This is a genomic window from Cellulosimicrobium cellulans (genome assembly GCF_042723955.1).
Taxonomy (GTDB): domain Bacteria; phylum Actinomycetota; class Actinomycetes; order Actinomycetales; family Cellulomonadaceae; genus Cellulosimicrobium; species Cellulosimicrobium cellulans_H.
The window spans coordinates 1-18,197 of sequence record NZ_JBHXIC010000083.1; the positions used below are offsets into that span (position 1 = coordinate 1).

The following is an 18,197-nucleotide window of genomic DNA, read 5'->3' on the forward strand; positions in this document are numbered from 1 at the left end:
GTGGCGGGCCTGGCGGGAGCCGCGAGGAACGAGCGGCGGATGGTAGACGCGGCACCGCCACCCACCCCGACGCCCAAGGCGACCACACGCCGTCGGGCACAGGACCACGGTTCTACCTCGCGCAACCAGGGTTCTACCTCGCGCAACCGGCGCTCTGCGCTCGGTCAGGCGTCGGCGCCCACCTTGGCGCCGTAGAGGGTGTCGATCGTGTCGGCGAAGTCCTTGATGACGAGTCCGCGCTTCACCTTGAGGGACGGCGTGAGGTAGCCGTTCTGCTCGGTGAAGTCGGTCGTGAGCACGGTGATCTTGCGGATCGACTCGGCGCGGGAGACCGCCTCGTTGGCGTGCGCGACGGCGCGGTCGAGAGCGGCGAGGACGTCGGGGTCCTGCGCGGCGGTGTCGACGTCCATGTTCGGCAGGCCGTGGGTCGAGAGCCAGCCGGGCAGCATCTCGGCGTCGAGCGTGACGAGCGCGCCGATGAAGGGGCGCTGGTCGCCCACGACGACGACCTGGCTCACGAGCGGGTGCGCCCGCAGGCGGTCCTCGAGCACGGCCGGGGCGACGTTCTTGCCGCCGGCGGTGACGATGATCTCCTTCTTGCGACCGGTGATGCGCAGGTAGCCGTCGTCGTCGAACGCGCCGAGGTCGCCGGTGCGGAACCAGCCGTCCTGGAGCGCCTCGGCCGTGAGCTCGGGCTGGTTGCGGTAGCCACGGAACACGTGGTCGCCCTTGACCAGCAGCTCGCCGTCGTCGTCGATGCGCAGCGAGGTGCCGGGGAACGCGGGCCCGACGGTGCCGATCTTGGTGAGCCCGGGCAGGTTGACGGCCGTCGGGGCGGTCGTCTCGGTGAGGCCGTAGCCCTCGAGGATGCGCAGGCCGACACCGCGGTAGAAGTGGCCGAGCCGCTCGCCGAGGGGCGCGCCGCCGGAGATGGAGTACGTGAGCTGCCCGCCCATCGCGGCGCGCAGCGTCGAGTAGACGAGACGGTCGGCGAGGGCGTGCTGCACGCGCAGCCCGGACGACGGCCCGCCCGCGGTGTCGAGCGCGCGCGACCACGTGATCGCGACCTTCGCGGCCCAGTGGAAGATCTTGCGCTTGGCGCCGGTCCCGGTCTTCTGCTCGGCGGTGTTGTAGACCTTCTCGAAGACGCGCGGCACGGCCAGCAGGAACGTCGGGTGGAACGTCCCGAGGTCGGCGACGAGGTTCTTCGTGTCCCACGAGTGCGCGAGCACGGCGTTCGACGCGACGACGACGACCTGGATGAAGCGCGCGAAGACGTGGGCGAGCGGCAGGAAGAGGAGGGTGCGGGCGCCGTCGGAGTCGAGGATCTCGGCGAGGCCGGCGCGGCCGTTGAGCGCGAGGTGGACGAAGTTGCGGTGCGTGAGCTCGACCCCCTTGGGCCGTCCGGTCGAGCCGGAGGTGTAGATGACCGTCGCCAGGTCGTCGACGCGCTGCGCGGCACGACGGCGGTCGATCTCCTCGGCGGGGACGCCGGCACCGGCGGTGCGCAGCGCGTCCACGGCGCCGTCCTCGACGACGAGCACGTCCTCCAGGTCGGGGAGGCGGTCGCGGACGGACGCCACCTCGGCGGCGTGGGACGCGGTCTCCACGACGGCGAGGCGGACGGCGGCGTCGGAGCAGATCCAGTGCACCTGCTCGGCCGAGGACGTCTCGTAGACGGGTACGGGGACGGCGCCCACGGCCCACGTGGCGAAGTCGAGGAGCGTCCACTCGTAGCGCGTGCGGGACATGATCGCGACGTGGTCGCCGGGCTCGATGCCGCGGGCCACGAGGCCGCGGGCGACGGCGACGACGTCGGCCTCGAACTCCTGCGCGGTGACGGGCTCCCACGGGCCGTCCGCGGTGGTCCGGCGCTCGACGAGCGTCGCGTGGGGACCACGGGCGACGCGGTCGGTGAGGAGGGTGCTGATGGTCGCCGTGGGGGAGACCTCGACGAGGCTCGGCGACGCGTGTTCCGTCATGGGACTCTCCGCTGAGTGGGACGGCAGGTAGGGACGGCGTGACACTTTACTCCGTACTCGGAGTATCGCGTTCCTCGGCGGTCACCGGACGCGCCTAGGATCGCGTGGTGACGAACCAGCCCGGCCAGCCCGCCGTCCCCGCCGAGATCCTCACGCTGCGCGACAGCATCGACAACATCGACGCGGCGCTCATGCACCTGCTCGCGGAGCGGTTCAAGTTCACGCGCCGGGTCGGGGAGCTCAAGGCGCAGGGCGGGCTGCCCCCCGCCGACCCGGACCGGGACCGGCAGCAGATCGCGCGCCTGACGGGCATCGCGGAGGCCGCAGGGCTGGACCCCGAGTTCGCCGAGCAGTTCCGCGAGTTCATCGTCCACGAGGTCATCCGTCACCACGAGCGGATCGCCGCCGACCACGCCGCCTCGGGCGAGGGCGCGCCCGTGCTCGACACGTACTCCTGACGGCCTCCTGAGCGGCGGCGTCCGCCGAGGGCCCGCCGGACGCGCGGTGGCGACCCCGGTCGATCTGACCGACCCTGGAGGGGTCCCAGGGTGGGCCCCGGCGTCGGTACGACCTGCGCGCCGGGCGGCCCGCCCGCCACGCCGACGGACGCTAGAGGTGTTCGCATGAAGATCGATTGGCTCAAGCCCCTCCTCGGCCACCCGGGCCCCTTCGCGACGGTGTACATCGACGCGACGCGGGCCAACGAGGCCGGGGACCGCGAGGTCGAGAACCGCTGGAAGGGCGTGCGGCGCACGCTGCGCCAGGAGGGCGCGCCCGACGCCGTGCTCGACAACCTCGAGGAGGTGGTGCTGCGGCCGACGCGGGTCGGCGGCACTCACGGGCGCGTGCTGATCGCCGACGACACGGGCGTGCTCGTCGACCGCGTCGTCAAGGACCCGCCGGCGCTCACCAAGGGGTCGTGGGGACCCGTTCCCGCGCTGCTCCAGGCGGCGCGGGCGGCGGACGAGTCCGTCGACTACGTGCGCGTCGTCGTCGACCGTCAGGGCGCGGACCTCACGTGGTCCGTCGCAGGCGGACACCTGCCGTACGCCGAGCCCGAGTCGGTCGAGGGCGGCCACGACGTGATCAACAAGGTTCGCACCGGCGGCCTGTCGCACAAGCGCATCGAGTCGCGCGCGGAGGACTCGTGGGAGCGCAACGCCGAGGCCGTCGCGGCGGAGCTCGAGCGCCAGGCGGCCGAGTACCGCCCCGAGCTGGTCCTGCTCACCGGCGACGTGCGTGCCGTTCCCCTCGTCCGCGGCGCGCTCGGCCACGCCATCGCCGAGCGCGTGGTCGAGGTCCCGGGCGGCGGTCGCGGACCGGGCATCAACGAGGCCGCGTTCGAGTCGAACGTCGCCGACGCGCTCGACAGCTTCCGCGAGCGGCGGCGCGAGAAGGTCCTCGCGGAGTTCCGCCAGGAGCAGGGCCGCGAGTCGGGCGCCGTGACCTCCGTCGAGGACGTCGTCGCGGTCCTGTCGCGCGGGCAGGTCAAGGAGCTCGTCCTGGCCGACGAGTACGGCCAGGACGCCGCCCTGGACGGGCGCTCGCTGTGGATCGGGCCGAGCCCGATGCACATCGCCGCGACCAAGGAGGAGATCCAGGACCTCGGGGTCACCGACGGCTTGGAGAAGCTCCCCGCGACGGTCGCGCTCGTCCGCGCCGCGATCGGCCAGGACGCCGGGCTGACGTTCGCGCCCGAGGGCAGCGTCGAGCTCATCGAAGGCGTCGGGGCCACCCTGCGCTGGGCCGACGAGGGCACGCCGCGCGAGGTCGCGGCGACGATGTCCGGCGACGACTCCCGGCTGCGCGGCGAGATCATCTAGCCGCGATCGAGCCGCCATCCAGCCGCCCACGCGACGACGCCCTCCCAGGCCGGAGCCGGGGAGGGCGTCGTCGCGTGCGGGTCAGGCCTTCTTGCGGGCCTCGGGCTCGCCGAGCTCGGAGGATACGACGACGATCCCGCCCTGGACCGCGGCGTCGCCCTGACCCTCGGCCGCTGCGACGAGGTCGAGCGTGCCGGTGACGCGACCGCCGTTGCGGACGTCGACGACCGACGCCTCGACCCCGGCGAGCGACGCCGCCGGGACGGCGACCTGCGCCGCGAGGATCGGTGTGCGCATCGAGACCTTCGCCTCGGACTTGATCTTGCGCAGCGCGGCGAGCGCGTGGCCCGCGGCCGTGAGCACGGCCGGGTCGGCGTCGCCGGCCGCCGCGCGCGCGACGTCGGAGGTCGGCCACGGCGCGCGGTGGATCGAGCCCTCGGACGCGCGCCACCACGACCAGACCTCCTCGGTCGCGAACGGCACGAACGGCGCGAAGAGGCGCAGGAGCGTGTCGAGCGCGATCGCGAGCGCGACGCGTGCCGACCGGGTCTCGGGCGAGACGTCGGACGCCGCGGCCCCGGCGCCGTACGCGCGGTCCTTGACGAGCTCGAGGTAGTCGTCGCAGAACGTCCAGAAGAACGTCTCCGTCGTCTCGAGGGCGCGCGTGTGGTCGTACGCCTCGAACGCCTCGGTGGCCTTCTCGACGACGGACGCGAGGCCCGCGAGCATCGCGCGGTCGAGCGCCTCGGTGACGAGCGCGGGGTCGAGCACGATCTCGCCCGTCCCGCTCTCGGCGTCCACGCCGAACGACAGCGCGAACTTCGACGCGTTGAGGATCTTGATCGCGAGGCGGCGGCCGATCTTCATCTGGCCGACCTCGAACGCGGCGTCGGTCCCCAGGCGGGCAGAGGCTGCCCAGTACCGCACGGCGTCGGAGCCGTGCTCCTCGAGCAGGCCCATCGGCGTGACGACGTTGCCCTTGGACTTCGACATCTTCTTGCGGTCGGGGTCGAGGATCCAGCCGGAGATCGCGGCGTTCTTCCACGGCAGCGAGCCGAACTCGAGGTGCGAGCGCACGACGGTCGAGAAGAGCCACGTGCGGATGATGTCCTGGCCCTGGGGGCGCAGGTCCATGGGGAACACGCGCTCGAACAGGTCGGGGTCGACCTCCCAGCCGCCCGCGATCTGCGGCGTGAGCGACGACGTGGCCCAGGTGTCCATGATGTCGTTCTCGCCGACGAACCCGCCCGGCACGCCGCGCTGGTCCTCGGTGTACCCGGTGGGCACGTCGGACGACGGGTCGACGGGCAGGACGTCCTCGGACGGGACGATCGGGTGGTCGTGGTCGACCTCGCCCGACTCGAGCACCGGGTACCAGAGCGGGATCGCGACGCCGAAGAAGCGCTGGCGCGAGATGAGCCAGTCGCCGTTGAGGCCGCCGACCCAGTTCTCGTAGCGCACGCGCATGAAGTCGGGGTGGAACGCGAGCTCCTTGCCTCGGCCCAGCAGCTCGCCGCGCAGGTCGCGGACGGTGCCGTCCTCGGTGGTCCAGTCACGGCCGCCGTTGCGGATGTACCACTGGCGCGAGGTGACGATCTCGAGCGGCTTGTCGCCCTTCTCGAAGAAGTTCGCCTTGCGCTGGGTCGCCACGGGCTCGCCGTCGAGGTCGCCCGCGTCGCGCAGCGCGTCGACGACGACCTGGCGCGCCGAGAACGTCGTCTTGCCCTCGATCTCGGCGAACACGCCCTGGCCGGAGTGCGACGTGATCCAGTCCGGCGTCTCGCGCACGATGCGACCGTCGCGCGTGATGATCGAGCGCGTGGGGAGCTGCAGCTCGCGCCACCACTGCACGTCGGTGAGGTCGCCGAACGTGCAGCACATCGCGATGCCCGCACCCTTGTCGCGCTCGGCGGCGGGGTGGGCGAGGACGGGCAGCTCGACGTCGAACAGCGGTGAGCGCACCGTCGTGCCGAACAGGTGCTGGTAGCGCTCGTCGTCCGGGTGCGCCACGAGGGCGACGCACGCGGCGAGCAGCTCGGGGCGCGTCGTCTCGATGAAGACCGGCGCGCCGTCGTCGGGCGTGCCCGGCGCGACGCGGTGGAACGCGACCTTGTGGAAGTGCCCCGGGTAGTCGCGCGCCTCGAGCTCGGCCTGCGCGACCGCCGTCTGGAACGTCACGTCCCACAGCCCCGGCGCCTCGGCCTGGTAGGCCTCGCCGCGCCCGAGGTTGCGCAGGAACGCGCGCTGCGCGGCCGTGCGGGACCGCGCGTCGATGGTCTGGTAGTGCTGCGCCCAGTCCACCGAGAGGCCGAGCCGGCGCCACAGCGCCTCGAACTGCTTCTCGTCCTCGGCGGTCAGGCGCTCGCACAGCTCGATGAAGTTGCGGCGGCTCACCGGCACCTGGTCCGCGGCCTTGACCGACTTGCCCTCGCCGCCCTCGTGCGGGGGCTCGAAGCCCTCGACGTACGGGAGCGTGGGGTCGCAGCGCACGCCGTAGTAGTTCTGCACACGGCGCTCGGTGGGCAGCCCGTTGTCGTCCCAGCCCATGGGGTAGAACACCTCGAGGCCGCGCATGCGCTGGAACCGCGCGACGACGTCGGTGTGCGTGTAGGAGAACACGTGACCCACGTGCAGGGACCCGGAGACCGTCGGCGGCGGGGTGTCGATGGAGAAGACCTGCTCGCGCGTCCTCGAGCGGTCGAACGCGTACGTCCCCTGCTCGGCCCAGCGCGCGTCGTAGGTCTCCTCGAGCCCGTCGAGGCTCACCCGGTCGGGTACTCCCGCGACCACCGCGCGGACGACGTCGCCGGCTACGCGCCCGGCGGAGGAGGTCGTTGCTGCAGTGGCATCGGCCGCGCCCGTGGGCGCGTTCGTCGGGAAGTCGCTCATGGTCGCCCATTCTCCCAGATCTCGGGGCGGTGCCGGACGACGTCTCGCGTCCCGGCCGCCGCCGTCAGCGGGCGCCGGGGGCGGTGCCCGGGGCGCCGGTCCCGTCCGTGCCGGACAGGCGTGCGGCCAGGTCCGTGGCCGTCCCCAGGAGGCGTTCCCAGGTCGCGGGGTCGAGCAGGTCGAGCGGGCGCTCGCTGAACAGGAAGAGCCGGTCCCCGGACACCTCCGCCGCGAGCGGCAGGGGGCCGCGGACGAGCGTCTCGACGATCTCCGGGGTGAAGCCGGCGCGCGCGGTGCCGGTCGCGGACCGCGGAGATCCGTAGGCGCGGTGGCGATCGCCGAACGGGCCGTCGACCGGCAGCTCCCACACGCGCTCGACCCCCTGCGGCGCCCGGGCGCCCCGCACGCCCCGGGCGGGCATCGTCTCCACGACGACGCGGGGCAGGGTGCGGTCGAGCGTGACCATGGCGTAGGTGAAGGCGAAGGGCTCGCCGTTGCGGTAGCCGGCGCTGTACGTGTAGGTCGCGACCTCCACGGTGCGCGGGCCCCGCGTGCGGACGACGTTCCGGGCGATGCGGAGGATGCCGACGTCGAACGCCCCGCTGGGCCGTGCGGGCTGGTCGACCCGTGGCTCGACGTCGAACCCGTTCGCTGCGGCGAACCTGCTCAGCCGGTAGGCCAGCTCGTGCTCCCGGGCGGATGACCCCCGGACGCCCCGGGCGACGAGGAGACCGACCGCGACGACGACGGCCGCCACGAGCCCGACGGCGAGCGGGACGGCGACTCCGGCGGCGGCGAGGCCGACCACGACGAGGGCGAGGACGGCGCCGACGACGGCCGCCCCGACGGCGACCAGGAGGGCGAGGAGGGTGGTTCCGAGCACCCGGGCGAGCACCTGGGACGCCACCGAGGATCTCGTGCTCGCTCGTTCCGCACGCGCCCGGCGACGGAGCTCCCGGTGGTGCGCACGCACCGCGGCGCCGTCCACGGGCTCCACGAGGGCTCGCGTGTCGAGGGCCGCGCGGTCCGGGGGAGTCGTGCTCACCGGCGAGAGGGTATCGGGTGCCGCGCGACGAACGAGCGGGACGCGGCGTCCTGCGCACGACCGGCCGACCGCGCCACAACAGGTCCAAGGTCCCTGGGGGGATTGGTCATCGACTCGTAACCTGCACGCAAAGGTACGGGTGCTCGTGGGCGCACTTCGTTCTGATCCTCGCGCCGACCACCTGGGAGCAGCCATGACCCTCACGACCACCGACGAGACCCGTGCCACGGGGGCGTTGCCGCCCGGCGTCGTCCTGCCGCCCGCTCTCGGGGCCGCGCTCGTGGCGGCACCGGGCCTCGTCGTCCCCTCCTCGCGCGACGAGCTGTACCGGCTCGCGCTCGGTCCTGTCGGGGGACCGCGGTTCGTCGTCGAGTACGACGCCGACGGCACGCTCGTGCCCGAGGCCGAGGTGGTGCGCTGCCGGAACGGCATCGCCGTGAACTACCCCGAGGACTACATGCGCCGGCGCGACCCGGACTGCATGCGCATCGCCGACGACCTGCCGACCGACAAGCCGCGCTACCGCGACGTCTTCGGGACCGGGTTCGGCCCGGTCAAGGACGAGACGCTCGCGTGGCTCGGGACCCAGGAGCTCGTCGTCGTGCCGTTCCGCGCCGGCGGGCGGACCCATGGCTACCCGTCGCTCGCCGTCTGCCCGGTCAACGCGGCGTTCTTCGCGCTCGCCCTCGTCGACCTCCAGGGCTGGGTCACGTTCGAGGAGCTCGGCCCGTTCGCGCCGCGCTCGATCCTCTACGTCGCCCCGCCGTTCCGCCACACCCGCTTCGACGGGCGCCAGGTCGTCGTGCACGACCGCTCCGAGTCGCTGCACGAGGTGTTCGCCTACAACCTCTACCCCGGTCCGAGCGCGAAGAAGGGTGTGTTCTCGGTCCTGCTCGACGTGGGCGAGCGCGAGGGCTGGGTCACCGCGCACGCGTCGTCGGTCCGGGTCACCACGCCGTACGAGAACGAGACCGTCGTCATGCACGAGGGGGCGTCGGGCGGCGGCAAGTCCGAGATGTGCCAGGAGATCCGGCGTCAGGAGGACGGCCGGATCCTGCTCGGCACGAACGTCGTGACCGACGAGCCGTACGTCATCACGCTGGGGGAGACGAGCGCGCTCGACCCGGTCACCGACGACATGACGCTGTGCCACGCCGGGCTCCAGACGGGCGACGGCCGCCTCGTCGTGACCGACGCGGAGGAGGGCTGGTTCGTGCGGGTCGACAACCTGACCGGCTACGGCCAGGACGTCCACCTGGAGCGCGCCTGCATCCACCCCGACGTCCCGCTCGTGTTCTTCAACATCGACGGCGTCCCCGACGCCACCGTGCTGCCCTGGGAGCACTCGCTCGACTCCGACGGCCGGCGGTGCCCCAACCCGAGGGTCGTCGTTCCCCGCCACCTGCTCACCGACGTCGCGGGCCCGGCCGAGGTCGACGTGCGCACCTTCGGCGCCCGGATGCCGGCCTGCACCCGGGACCACCCCACCTACGGGATCATGGGCATGACCCACGTCGTCCCCGCCTCGCTCGCGTGGATCTGGCGGCTCGTCGCGCCGCGCGGGGACAAGAACCCGTCGATCGGCGAGTCGCGGTCGGCGACGGAGGCCCTGGCCCACGGCGGCATGGTCGCGGAGGGCGTCGGGTCGTACTGGCCGTTCGCCACGGGGACGAAGGTCGCGGCCGCGAACCTCCTGCTGCGCCAGCTCGTGGAGACGGACCGGACCCGGTACGTCCTGACGCCCAACCAGCACATCGGCGCGTACAAGGTCGACTTCGCCGCCGAGTGGCTGACCCGCGAGTACCTCGCGCGCCGCGGCGGTGGGCGCCTGCGTCCCGAGGAGCTCACCCCGGCCCGTTGCCCGCTGTTCGGGTACACGCTCACCGAGATGAAGATCGACGGTCAGCTCGTGCGGCCCACGTTCCTGCGCCCGGAGCTCCAGTCCCAGGTCGGCATCGAGGCCTATGACGCCGGAGCGCGGATCATCACCGACTTCTTCGCCAGCGAGCTCCGGCAGTTCCTCACCGACGACCTCGACCCACTGGGGCGGCAGATCATCGAGGTCTGCCTGCGCAACGGCTCCGTCGAGGAGTACGCGGCGCTGACACCGGTCCACTTCTAGCGCGGCGCCGGGCCGGGACCGTCGCAACAGGCGATCCCGGCCCGCTCGGGCGAGACGTCGCCCGGCGCGTACTAGGGTCGGAGCATGGGTCTGACGATCGGCTACGCCGCCATGCTGGAGCAGTTCCACCCGACCGAGGCCGTCGCGCTCTCGGCCTACGCGGAGGAGCACGGCTTCTCCGGCACCATGGCGGCCGACCACTTCCAGCCGTGGGTCCCGGCGCAGGGCGAGTCCTCGTTCGTGTGGAACGTGCTCACCGCGCTCGGCGAGCGCACGACGGGCGACCTCGGGCCGGGCGTCACGGCGCCGACGTTCCGGTGGCACCCCGCGATGGTCGCGCAGGCCTCGGCGACGCTCGCCGCGATGTACCCCGGTCGGCACTGGCTCGGGCTCGGCTCGGGCGAGGCGCTCAACGAGCACGTCGTCGCGGGCTACTGGCCCGAGGCGCCCGAGCGCATCAACCGCATGTTCGAGGCGATCGACGTCATCAAGAAGCTGTTCCAGTCCGGGCTCGACAACAAGGACGTCAAGCACTCCGGGCAGTTCTACAAGATGGAGTCCACGCGCCTGTGGACCATGCCCGAGGCCGCGCCGGAGATCCTCGTCGCGACGGCGGGGCCCGTGACGGCCAAGCGCGCCGGGCGGCACGCGGACGGCCTCATCACGGTCGGCGCACCGCTCGAGAAGATCTCCATGCTGTTCGGCAAGTTCGACGACGGCGTCCGCGAGTCCGGCCGCGACCCGCAGGCGATGCCCAAGGTGCTGCAGCTCCACCTGTCCTGGGCCGCGACCGACGAGGAGGCGCTCGCGAACGCGATGACCGAGTGGCCCAACGGCGGCATGAAGTTCCCCAAGGCCGACATCCGCTCGCCGCACGACTTCGAGCAGATGGCCAAGCTCGTGCGCCCCGAGGACTTCGAGGGCCGCATGGTGATCTCGGCCGACCCGGACGAGCACCGCGCGTACATCCAGAAGTTCGTCGACCTCGGCTTCGACCGGATCTACCTCCACAACGTGGGCCGCAACCAGCGGGAGTGGATCGAGGTCTTCGGCCGCGAGGTGCTGCCGAAGCTGGCGCGATGACCTCCGGGGCGGACGCGGTCGTGCCCGACGGCGCCGCGCGCCCGGGGGAGCCGGCGCGCCTCGCCGCGTGGGCGCCGTCAGGCCTGGGCGAGGTGCGCCCGGGCGACGACCTCGCAGTGCTGGTGGGCGACCTGCTCGCCGGTGCGTCGCCGGGCGACGCGCTCGCCGAGGGCGACGTCGTCGTGGTGACGAGCAAGGTCGTGTCCAAGGCCGAGGGGCGCGTGGTCGCCGCGGCCGACCGTGAGCAGGCGATCACGGACGAGACGGCGCGCGTCGTCGCGACGCGCGAGCGCCCCGGTCAGCCTCCGTTGCGCATCGTCGAGAACCACCTGGGCCTCGTCATGGCCGCAGCCGGGGTCGACGCCTCCAACACGCCCGAGGGGACGGTGCTGCTGCTCCCGCTCGACCCGGACGCCTCGGCCCGGGCGCTGCGCGCCGCGCTGCGCGAGCGTTTCGGTCTCGCGCGCCTCGGCGTCGTCGTGACGGACACCGCGGGCCGCGCGTGGCGCGACGGGCTGGTCGACATCGCGATCGGCGCGGCGGGCATCGTCGCCGCGGAGGACCTGCGCGGCGGCGTGGACGCGCACGGTCGCCCCCTGTCCGTGACGGTCACCGCCGTCGCCGACGAGGTGGCCTCCGCGAGCGAGCTCGTGCGCGGCAAGACGGCGGGCCGTCCCGTCGCCGTCGTGCGGGGTCTCGGCCGGTACGTGGGTGACGACGACGGCCCGGGGGCGCGCGTGCTCGTCCGTCCGTCGGTCGACGACCTCTTCCGGGAGGGGAGCGCCGAGGCCTACGACCGCGGCTATCGCGACGGCTTCGGCGAGGGCTTCCGCGAGGGGTCGGGGAACGAGCCGGTCCCCGGCGACTGAGGTCACGGGCTCCGGCTCGGCCGGCCGGGACAAACCCGTGGCTCGGTGGCCGGTCGCCGGTTAGCCTGCCCGGATGCTGCCTGCCGAGTGGATCCCGCACCGCCGCCCCGACGACCGCGAGCACGTGGGCTGGATCCGTCCCGAGCGCGACGCCTGGGTCGCCGTCTCGCTCCTGGGCCGCGAGCTGACCGGTCCCGTGGACTGGCTGGAGGCCGAGGAGGCGCTCGACGGGGTCAGCCTCGCGTGGCTGGCCGACGTCTGGATGCTCGAGCAGGAGGACGCGCCGCCCTTGCGCGTCCGGCTCGTGGAGGTCACGCCGGACGGCGTGGTCGTGCAGACCGACGACTTCGGCGCGATCGACGTCCCCGTGGAGCGCTACGACCTCCCGTGGCCGCCCCCGCCGACGCTCCGGCCGCGTCGGCCGGGCGACCCGGACGGTCGCGTGCTGTCGCTCTGACCCGGCGACCGTCCGGGCACGGACCTGGCGTGGTCAGCCGGCGTCCGTCGTGCCTTCGTAGAGGCCGATCTGGTTGCCGTCCGCGTCCTCGAACGCCGCCCACCAGGAGGTCGGGCTGATCTCGGACTTCTCGAGGACGACGGTGCCCCCGAGCTCGCGGACCTTCGCGAGCGTGTCCTCGATGGAGTCGACCTCGACGTAGCTGCGCGGGGTCGTGAACCCCTCGGACCGCGGCGCGAGGCCGCCACCGCTGATCTTGTTCGGCGCCTGCCACATGGGATAGCCCTCGAAGCCCGGCACCTCGGCGATCTGCCAGCCGAAGAGCTCGCCGTAGAACTGCGTGGCCCGGTCGCTGTCGCTCACCGGGATGTCGATGTGCGTGATGTCTCCGTGCGCCATGGTTCCTCCCCCGTACCGGTGACGGGCGGACACCCGCCGCCTGCCAGCCTAGAGACCGGCGGCAGCGGTGCAACAGGGTGCGAGTGCTACTTCTCCGGGGCGACGGCGTCGTCGGCCGCCGAACCCTCAGGCTGTACCTGAGGCTCCAGCTCCGCCGTCGGCTCGTCGGCCGGCTCGCGGTGCGGGGCGCCCGGGTCGCCCGCCACCTCCCGCGCGGCGTCCGGTGTGGGGCCCGGCGTCGCGTCGTGCCGCGGGACGTCGTCGCCGGAGAGCCAGCGCAGCCAGCCCGAGGCCGGGTCGGGCTCGAGGACGAGCGCGCGCACGAGCAGCGTGAGCGGGATCGCGAGGATCGCCCCGAGCGGCCCGATGACGAACGTCCAGAACACGACCGAGACGAAGCTGAGGGTGAGGCTGAGGTTCACCGCGTCCGCCACGAACTTCGGCTGCACGAGCACCTGGAGCACGACGTTCACGACGCAGTAGACCGCGACGACGGCGAGCGCGAGCTGCCACCCCCCGACCACGAACGCCATGATCGCGGGCGGGACGAGGCCGAGCACGAAGCCGATGTTCGGGATGAAGTTCGTGACGAACGCGAGGATCGCCCACACGGTCGGTGCGGGTACCGAGAGCAGCCACAGCGCGACGCCGTCGACGATCGCCACGACGGCGCCGAACGACGCGTTGACGACGAAGTAGCGCCGGACGCCGCCGCTGAACCGGGTCGCGCGGTCGATCGTCGCTGCGCGCTCGGTGCCGAAGACGGCGGTCGCGGTCGAGTACCGCGCGGCGTCCGCCGCCATGAAGATCGCGTAGGCGAGCACGAAGAAGAAGGCGGTCGCGATGCCGAGCGCCATGCCCGACACGTTCCCGGCGAGGCTGAGCACGCGGCCCGGGTCGAGCCACGACGTCGCGGCCTCCGCGACGTCGGTGTCGATCCCCACGGCCGAGAGCTGGTCGACGACGTCCTCGACCGAGCGGACCAGCGCCGGCAGGTACTCGCGCACCAGGTCGGCGAACCGGAAGCCCGCGAAGACGAGCATCGCGACGAGCGCGGCGAGGATGAGGTAGGCCACGGCGACGACCGCCGTCGTCGCGGCCCACCGGGGCCAGCCCCGGCGCTCGAGCGGGAACCGCACGGGGTGGCAGATGATGACGATCACCGCAGCGAGGAGGATCGGCGCGAGCACCTCCCGGGCCGTGTGGACGCCTGCGAGCACCACCACACCCGCGGCGAGAGCCAGGAGCGTGCGGGTGGAGGGAGGCAGCGCCGGGGCGCGCGGCGTCGTCGTGGTCACGCGCCGACGATAGCGGCCGGGCGTCGTCGCGCACGCGGGCGTCCGCCGGGGTGCGGCCGGCGGCGCGTCCGCGCGGTCAGGCCTTCGCGGCCTTCGCGGCGGCCTTCTGCGCCTTCTTGAACGTGCGGACCTCGGCGAGCGACTCGGGGCTCGTGACGTCGGCGATGGACCGGCGCGACCCCTCGTCGCCGTAGTGACCCGCCGCCTCGCGCCATCCCGCGGGCTGCACGCCGCGCTGCTTGCCGAGCAGCGCGAGGAAGATCCTGGCCTTCTGGTCGCCGTACCCGGGCAGCGCGCGCAGCCGGGCGAGGACCTCGGCGCCGGTCGGCGCCGCAGCGCCGTCGTCCCCGGCGCCCGGCGCGGTCCAGATCCGGGTGGCGTCGCCGTCGTACTCGTCGACGACGACGCGCGCCAGCTCCTGCACCCGGGCTGCCATCGAGCGCCCGTACCGGTGGATGGCCGGCGGGGTCGTGGCGAGCGTGACGAACGCGTCGGGGTCCGTCTCCGCCACGACGCGCGGGTCGATGGAGCCGAGACGGTCGCGGATCTTGCGCGGTCCGGCGAACGCGTGCTCCATGGGGTACTGCTGGTCGAGGAGCATGCCGACGAGGAGAGCGAACGCGTCGTCGCTGAGGAGCGCGTCCGCGTCGGGGTCGCCGGTGATCCAGAGCTGGTCGGTCATGCCTCCATCATGGCAGCGTGCGGCGCAGCCGTCCGGTCCGGAACTCGTCGACGCCCGTGCGTCGCAGGACGGCGCTCGTCCAGCCGGGCAGGAGCCGCAGACCGTCCTCGCCCGTGACGCGCCGCAGGTCCTCGACGCGGAAGTCGTCGCCCCGGCGCTCCAGCACGAACTCGCCCGCGGCGTCGACGTTGCGCACCCAGTCGACGTCGGGGCCGTACGTGAGCGCGAGGACGACGCGGACCGGGTCGGCGGGCGTCGTGCGGTACGCGAACGCGAACACCGGCGTCCGGTAGACGCGACCGCTGCGTCGGCCGACGTGCCGGACGACCGCCATCGGCCCGACGCCCGTCGCGACGCGGAGCATGACGGGGTTGAGGAAGCGCTTGTTGGTGCGGGTCACCCAGCGAGGGATCGGCATGCCCCATCGTGGCCCGGCGGGGCCCGTCGGCGCGACCTATCGTGAACCCGTGCCCACGCGCCTGCTCCTGCTGAGCGACACCCACGTCCCCGTGCGGGGGGTGCTCCCGGACCAGGTGTGGCGCGCCGTCGACGACGCCGACGTCGTCGTGCACGCGGGCGACTGGGTGAGCGTCGACCTGCTGGACGCCCTGGAGGCGCGGGCGTCCCGGCTGGTCGGTGTCGCGGGGAACAACGACGGGCCCGAGCTGCACGCGCGCCTGCCTGAGGTCGACCGCGCGACGGTCGACGGGCTGCGGCTCGCCGTCGTGCACGAGACGGGGGCGAAGCAGGGGCGCGAGCGTCGCGCCGACGCGGCGTTCCCCGACGCGGACGTCCTCGTGTTCGGGCACAGCCACATCCCGTGGGACACGACCTCGCCGGGCGGGCTGCGCCTGCTCAATCCCGGGTCACCGACGGACCGCCGTCGTCAGCCGGTCGGCACGGTCCTCACGGCCGTCGTCGACGACGGCGTGCTCCGGGACGTCGCGCTCGTGCCGGTGCCGCGCTGAGCCGCCTCAGGCGGCGCCCGCGCGGGCCCGGTGCGAGGCCGGGCTCACGCCGCGCACGCGCTTGAAGGCGGCGCTCAGCGCGAACGGCGACGCGTACCCGACGGTGCGAGCGACGGACGTCAGCGTGGCGTCGGGCTCCAGCAGGAGGTCTGCGGCGAGGTCGAGGCGCCATCCCGTGAGATAGCTCATCGGCGGCTCGCCGACGAGCGCGGTGAAGCGCCGCGAGAACGCCGCACGCGAGAGCCCGACCTCCCGCGCGAGGGAGTCGACGGTCCAGGCGCGGGCCGGGTCGTGGTGGATGAGGCGCAGCGCCGCGCCGACCACCGGGTCCGCGTCGGCGCGGTACCAGCCCGGGGCGTCGTCGCGCGAGAGCCACGTGCGCAGGCACGAGATGAGGAGCAGGTCGAGCAGGCGGTCGAGCACCGCCTCCTGCCCGGGCAGGTCCTGCACGACCTCGCGCGCGAGCATCTCGACGAGCGTCCCGTCGACGTCGCCGCTGCGCAGCACCACGCGCTGCGGGAGCACGCGCAGGACCCGGCGGCCCACCTCGCCGTCGAGCGGGTAGGTGCCCGTGATGATCACCGTCTCGCCGCCGGGGTCGTTGCCCCACGAGCGGACGCCGAGCACCGTCATGGGGGAGGGCCCGCCGTCGACCGCACGGCACACGTCGGACTCGGGCCCGATGACCACCTGAGGCGCGGTCGTCGGCGCGTCCGCCACGACGTAGTGGTCGGGGCCGCGCAGCAGGACGACGTCCCCCGCCCCGACGTGCTCGCCCGGGTCCGCGCCGTCGTCGCCCACGACCGGCCCGACCCAGCCCGACCCGCGCAGCACGGGCACGATCGTCAGCGGCGCCTCGTCCTCGATGCGCATGCCCCACGGGGCGCGGAGATGGCTGCGCAGGAGGAAGGCGCCGCGGGCGCGCGGCCCGTCGAGGAGCCCGGCGACGACGTCCATCCGGACAGGGTACGCACGGTCCGGGCGTGCGACCAGGGGCCGGACGGGGTGGGCCACCCCGAGACGATCGCGTATGCAGACGAGCGTCAGAGCCATGTCGCGTCTCGTCGGTGCCCGGTTGACTGTCATTCGTCCCCGCACGAGACCTCGACAGGAGAGACGCCATGAGCGCCACGACACCGCGCCCGACCGACGCCCGGACCGACGCCCCGACCGACGCCCCCGCACCCGGCCCGGTCCTCGTCCTCGGCGCGACGGGCAAGACCGGCCGCCGGGTCGCCGACCGCCTCGACGCGCTCGGGATCCCCGTGCGCCGCGCGTCCCGCTCCGGGGCCGTCCGCTTCGACTGGGAGGACGACGCCACGTGGGGCCCCGCCGTCGACGGGGCCCAGGCGGTGTACGTCGTGTACGTGCCCGACCTCGCGGTCCCGGGCTCGCCGGAGACCGTCGCCCGGTTCGCGGCCCTCGCCCGGGAGGCGGGCGTGCGCCGGCTCGTCCTGCTCTCGGGTCGCGGCGAGGTCGAGGCGCAGCGCGCGGAGGTGCTCGTCGCCGACGCGTTCCCCGGCCGCACGGTGGTCCGGTGCGCGTTCTTCGACCAGAACTTCAGCGAGAGCTTCCTGCTCGAGCCCGTGCTCGACGGCGTCCTCGCGCTGCCGGTGGACCAGGTCGCCGAGCCGTTCGTCGACCTCGAGGACGTGGCCGAGGTCGCCGTCGCGGCCCTCGTCGACGACGCGCACGCCGGCCGCGTCTACGAGCTCACCGGACCGCGCGCGATCACGTTCGCCGAGGCCGTGGCGGAGATCGCGGCCGCGAGCGGGCGCGACGTGCGGTTCGCGCCGATCACCATGGACGAGTTCGTCGCGGGGCTGCGGGCGATCGGGCTGCTCGAGGACGTCGTGGGGCTCATGCGCTACCTCTTCACCGAGGTGCTCGACGGGCGGGGGACCCCGGTCGCCGACGGCGTCCGGCAGGCGCTGGGCCGCGAGCCGCGGGACTTCCGCGAGTTCGCGGCGCGCGAGGCCGCGGTCTGGTCGGCGACGGTCCCGTCGACGGCCGAGCAGGCGTCGTGAGCGCCTTCGCGGCGCTCGTGGTCGCGGGTGCCGTCGCGACCGGGCTCGCGGGCGGGGTGCTCTTCGCGTTCTCCACGTTCGTCCTGGGCGGCCTGCGCCGCCTCCCCGCCGCCGACGGCGCCGCGGCCATGGTCGCGATCAACAAGGACGCGCTGCGACCGCCGCTCATGCTGCTGCTCGCGGCGAGCGTGCTCGTGCCCGCCGCAGCGGCCGTCGTCGGCCTGGTCGGCGGGACGCCCGGCGCGGGGTGGGCGCTCGCGGGCGCGGTGGTCTCCGCGGTCGGCATCCTCGGTGTCACGGCCGTGGGCAACGTCCCGCTCAACGAGCGTCTCGACGCCGCGGCGGAGCGGCCCGGGGACCTCGCCGCCCCGTGGGCCGCGTTCCTCCCGCGCTGGCTCGCGTGGAACCACGTGCGGACCGTCGCGGGCGCGGTCGCGACCGCGCTGCTCGCGCTCGCCCTCGTCTGACCGCCGTCGTGCGCCGCCCGAGAGGTCCGGGCCCCGGCCCCGGGATCTCGGCGGCCGCGCCCGGGGGGGGGGCGGCAGTCGCGGCG

At 73.8% G+C, this 18,197-nt stretch carries 17 protein-coding genes; 9 read left to right on the top strand and 8 right to left on the bottom strand.

Annotated elements, in window-relative coordinates:
* Positions 1–164: 164 nt before the first annotated feature.
* On the bottom strand, positions 165–1,982 hold the full coding sequence (locus ACFWH7_RS17420) for an AMP-dependent synthetase/ligase (RefSeq protein WP_378218313.1): 1,818 nt from the start codon (positions 1,980–1,982) through the stop codon (positions 165–167).
* A gap of 107 nt (positions 1,983–2,089) precedes the next feature.
* Here ACFWH7_RS17420 and ACFWH7_RS17425 point away from each other — a divergent pair, with 107 nt between their 5' ends.
* Together ACFWH7_RS17425 and ACFWH7_RS17430 are read left to right on the top strand one after the other, a co-directional pair.
* Entirely contained in the window at positions 2,090–2,440 is a 351-nt protein-coding gene (locus tag ACFWH7_RS17425; RefSeq protein WP_378218315.1) for a chorismate mutase, read from the top strand.
* A gap of 165 nt (positions 2,441–2,605) precedes the next feature.
* Complete coding sequence (locus tag ACFWH7_RS17430; RefSeq protein ID WP_378218317.1) at positions 2,606–3,805, top strand: baeRF2 domain-containing protein; 1,200 nt, start codon at positions 2,606–2,608, stop codon at positions 3,803–3,805.
* 81 nt (positions 3,806–3,886) lie between these two features.
* Here the strand turns inward: ACFWH7_RS17430 and valS are convergent, their stop codons facing one another.
* Together valS and ACFWH7_RS17440 are read right to left on the bottom strand one after the other, a co-directional pair.
* Entirely contained in the window at positions 3,887–6,694 is a 2,808-nt protein-coding gene (gene valS / locus ACFWH7_RS17435) for a valine--tRNA ligase (protein WP_378218319.1), read from the bottom strand.
* 64 nt (positions 6,695–6,758) lie between these two features.
* The gene (locus tag ACFWH7_RS17440) at positions 6,759–7,739 is read right to left on the bottom strand and encodes a hypothetical protein (RefSeq protein WP_378218321.1); all 981 of its coding nucleotides are present in this window, start codon (positions 7,737–7,739) and stop codon (positions 6,759–6,761) included.
* Between the two features lie 193 nt (positions 7,740–7,932).
* Between ACFWH7_RS17440 and ACFWH7_RS17445 the strand changes: the two genes are divergently transcribed.
* The 4 genes from ACFWH7_RS17445 (at position 7,933) to ACFWH7_RS17460 (ending at position 12,270) form a co-directional block, all read left to right on the top strand.
* On the top strand, positions 7,933–9,861 hold the full coding sequence (locus tag ACFWH7_RS17445; RefSeq protein ID WP_378218323.1) for a DUF4914 family protein: 1,929 nt from the start codon (positions 7,933–7,935) through the stop codon (positions 9,859–9,861).
* Positions 9,862–9,945: 84 nt separating this feature from the next.
* Complete coding sequence (locus ACFWH7_RS17450) at positions 9,946–10,944, top strand: TIGR03557 family F420-dependent LLM class oxidoreductase (protein WP_237842321.1); 999 nt, start codon at positions 9,946–9,948, stop codon at positions 10,942–10,944.
* A complete protein-coding gene (cofE, locus tag ACFWH7_RS17455) occupies positions 10,941–11,813 on the top strand; it encodes a coenzyme F420-0:L-glutamate ligase (protein WP_378218325.1) in 873 nt (290 codons plus the stop codon). The genes ACFWH7_RS17450 and cofE overlap by 4 nt, the downstream gene beginning before the upstream one ends.
* Positions 11,814–11,886: 73 nt before the next feature.
* A complete protein-coding gene (locus ACFWH7_RS17460) occupies positions 11,887–12,270 on the top strand; it encodes a hypothetical protein (RefSeq protein ID WP_378218327.1) in 384 nt (127 codons plus the stop codon).
* 33 nt (positions 12,271–12,303) lie between these two features.
* Here the strand turns inward: ACFWH7_RS17460 and ACFWH7_RS17465 are convergent, their stop codons facing one another.
* The 4 genes from ACFWH7_RS17465 to ACFWH7_RS17480 form a co-directional block, all read right to left on the bottom strand.
* Positions 12,304–12,669: a VOC family protein gene (locus ACFWH7_RS17465; protein WP_378218329.1), complete on the bottom strand. Its 366-nt coding sequence runs from the start codon at positions 12,667–12,669 to the stop codon at positions 12,304–12,306.
* Between the two features lie 86 nt (positions 12,670–12,755).
* Entirely contained in the window at positions 12,756–13,967 is a 1,212-nt protein-coding gene (locus tag ACFWH7_RS17470) for an AI-2E family transporter (RefSeq protein WP_378218331.1), read from the bottom strand.
* A gap of 76 nt (positions 13,968–14,043) precedes the next feature.
* Positions 14,044–14,649, bottom strand: coding sequence for an HhH-GPD-type base excision DNA repair protein (locus ACFWH7_RS17475; RefSeq protein ID WP_378218333.1), 606 nt, complete (start codon positions 14,647–14,649; stop codon positions 14,044–14,046).
* 7 nt (positions 14,650–14,656) lie between these two features.
* Positions 14,657–15,067, bottom strand: coding sequence for a PNPOx family protein (locus ACFWH7_RS17480; protein ID WP_378218335.1), 411 nt, complete (start codon positions 15,065–15,067; stop codon positions 14,657–14,659).
* A gap of 49 nt (positions 15,068–15,116) precedes the next feature.
* Here ACFWH7_RS17480 and ACFWH7_RS17485 point away from each other — a divergent pair, with 49 nt between their 5' ends.
* Positions 15,117–15,617, top strand: a complete 501-nt coding sequence (locus tag ACFWH7_RS17485) for a metallophosphoesterase family protein (RefSeq protein WP_378218337.1) — start codon at positions 15,117–15,119, stop codon at positions 15,615–15,617.
* Positions 15,618–15,623: 6 nt separating this feature from the next.
* Here the strand turns inward: ACFWH7_RS17485 and ACFWH7_RS17490 are convergent, their stop codons facing one another.
* The gene (locus tag ACFWH7_RS17490; protein WP_378218339.1) at positions 15,624–16,574 is read right to left on the bottom strand and encodes an AraC family transcriptional regulator; all 951 of its coding nucleotides are present in this window, start codon (positions 16,572–16,574) and stop codon (positions 15,624–15,626) included.
* Between the two features lie 164 nt (positions 16,575–16,738).
* Here ACFWH7_RS17490 and ACFWH7_RS17495 point away from each other — a divergent pair, with 164 nt between their 5' ends.
* Both ACFWH7_RS17495 and ACFWH7_RS17500 read left to right on the top strand, forming a co-directional pair.
* Positions 16,739–17,644: a Rossmann-fold NAD(P)-binding domain-containing protein gene (locus ACFWH7_RS17495; RefSeq protein ID WP_378218341.1), complete on the top strand. Its 906-nt coding sequence runs from the start codon at positions 16,739–16,741 to the stop codon at positions 17,642–17,644.
* Entirely contained in the window at positions 17,641–18,111 is a 471-nt protein-coding gene (locus tag ACFWH7_RS17500; protein ID WP_378218343.1) for an anthrone oxygenase family protein, read from the top strand. Before ACFWH7_RS17495 ends, ACFWH7_RS17500 begins: the two co-directional genes overlap by 4 nt.
* The last annotated feature ends 86 nt before the right edge of the window (positions 18,112–18,197 follow it).

Coding starts and splice junctions, on each gene's coding strand:
- ACFWH7_RS17445 (WP_378218323.1), top strand. CDS start 7,933: ATGACCCTCACGACCACCGACGAGACCCGTGCCACGGGGGCGTTGCCG.
- ACFWH7_RS17475 (WP_378218333.1), bottom strand. CDS start 14,649: ATGACCGACCAGCTCTGGATCACCGGCGACCCCGACGCGGACGCGCTC.
- ACFWH7_RS17480 (WP_378218335.1), bottom strand. CDS start 15,067: ATGCCGATCCCTCGCTGGGTGACCCGCACCAACAAGCGCTTCCTCAAC.
- ACFWH7_RS17490 (WP_378218339.1), bottom strand. CDS start 16,574: ATGGACGTCGTCGCCGGGCTCCTCGACGGGCCGCGCGCCCGCGGCGCC.
- ACFWH7_RS17465 (WP_378218329.1), bottom strand. CDS start 12,669: ATGGCGCACGGAGACATCACGCACATCGACATCCCGGTGAGCGACAGC.
- ACFWH7_RS17450 (WP_237842321.1), top strand. CDS start 9,946: ATGGGTCTGACGATCGGCTACGCCGCCATGCTGGAGCAGTTCCACCCG.
- valS (WP_378218319.1), bottom strand. CDS start 6,694: ATGAGCGACTTCCCGACGAACGCGCCCACGGGCGCGGCCGATGCCACT.
- cofE (WP_378218325.1), top strand. CDS start 10,941: ATGACCTCCGGGGCGGACGCGGTCGTGCCCGACGGCGCCGCGCGCCCG.
- ACFWH7_RS17430 (WP_378218317.1), top strand. CDS start 2,606: ATGAAGATCGATTGGCTCAAGCCCCTCCTCGGCCACCCGGGCCCCTTC.
- ACFWH7_RS17420 (WP_378218313.1), bottom strand. CDS start 1,982: ATGACGGAACACGCGTCGCCGAGCCTCGTCGAGGTCTCCCCCACGGCG.
- ACFWH7_RS17495 (WP_378218341.1), top strand. CDS start 16,739: ATGAGCGCCACGACACCGCGCCCGACCGACGCCCGGACCGACGCCCCG.
- ACFWH7_RS17460 (WP_378218327.1), top strand. CDS start 11,887: ATGCTGCCTGCCGAGTGGATCCCGCACCGCCGCCCCGACGACCGCGAG.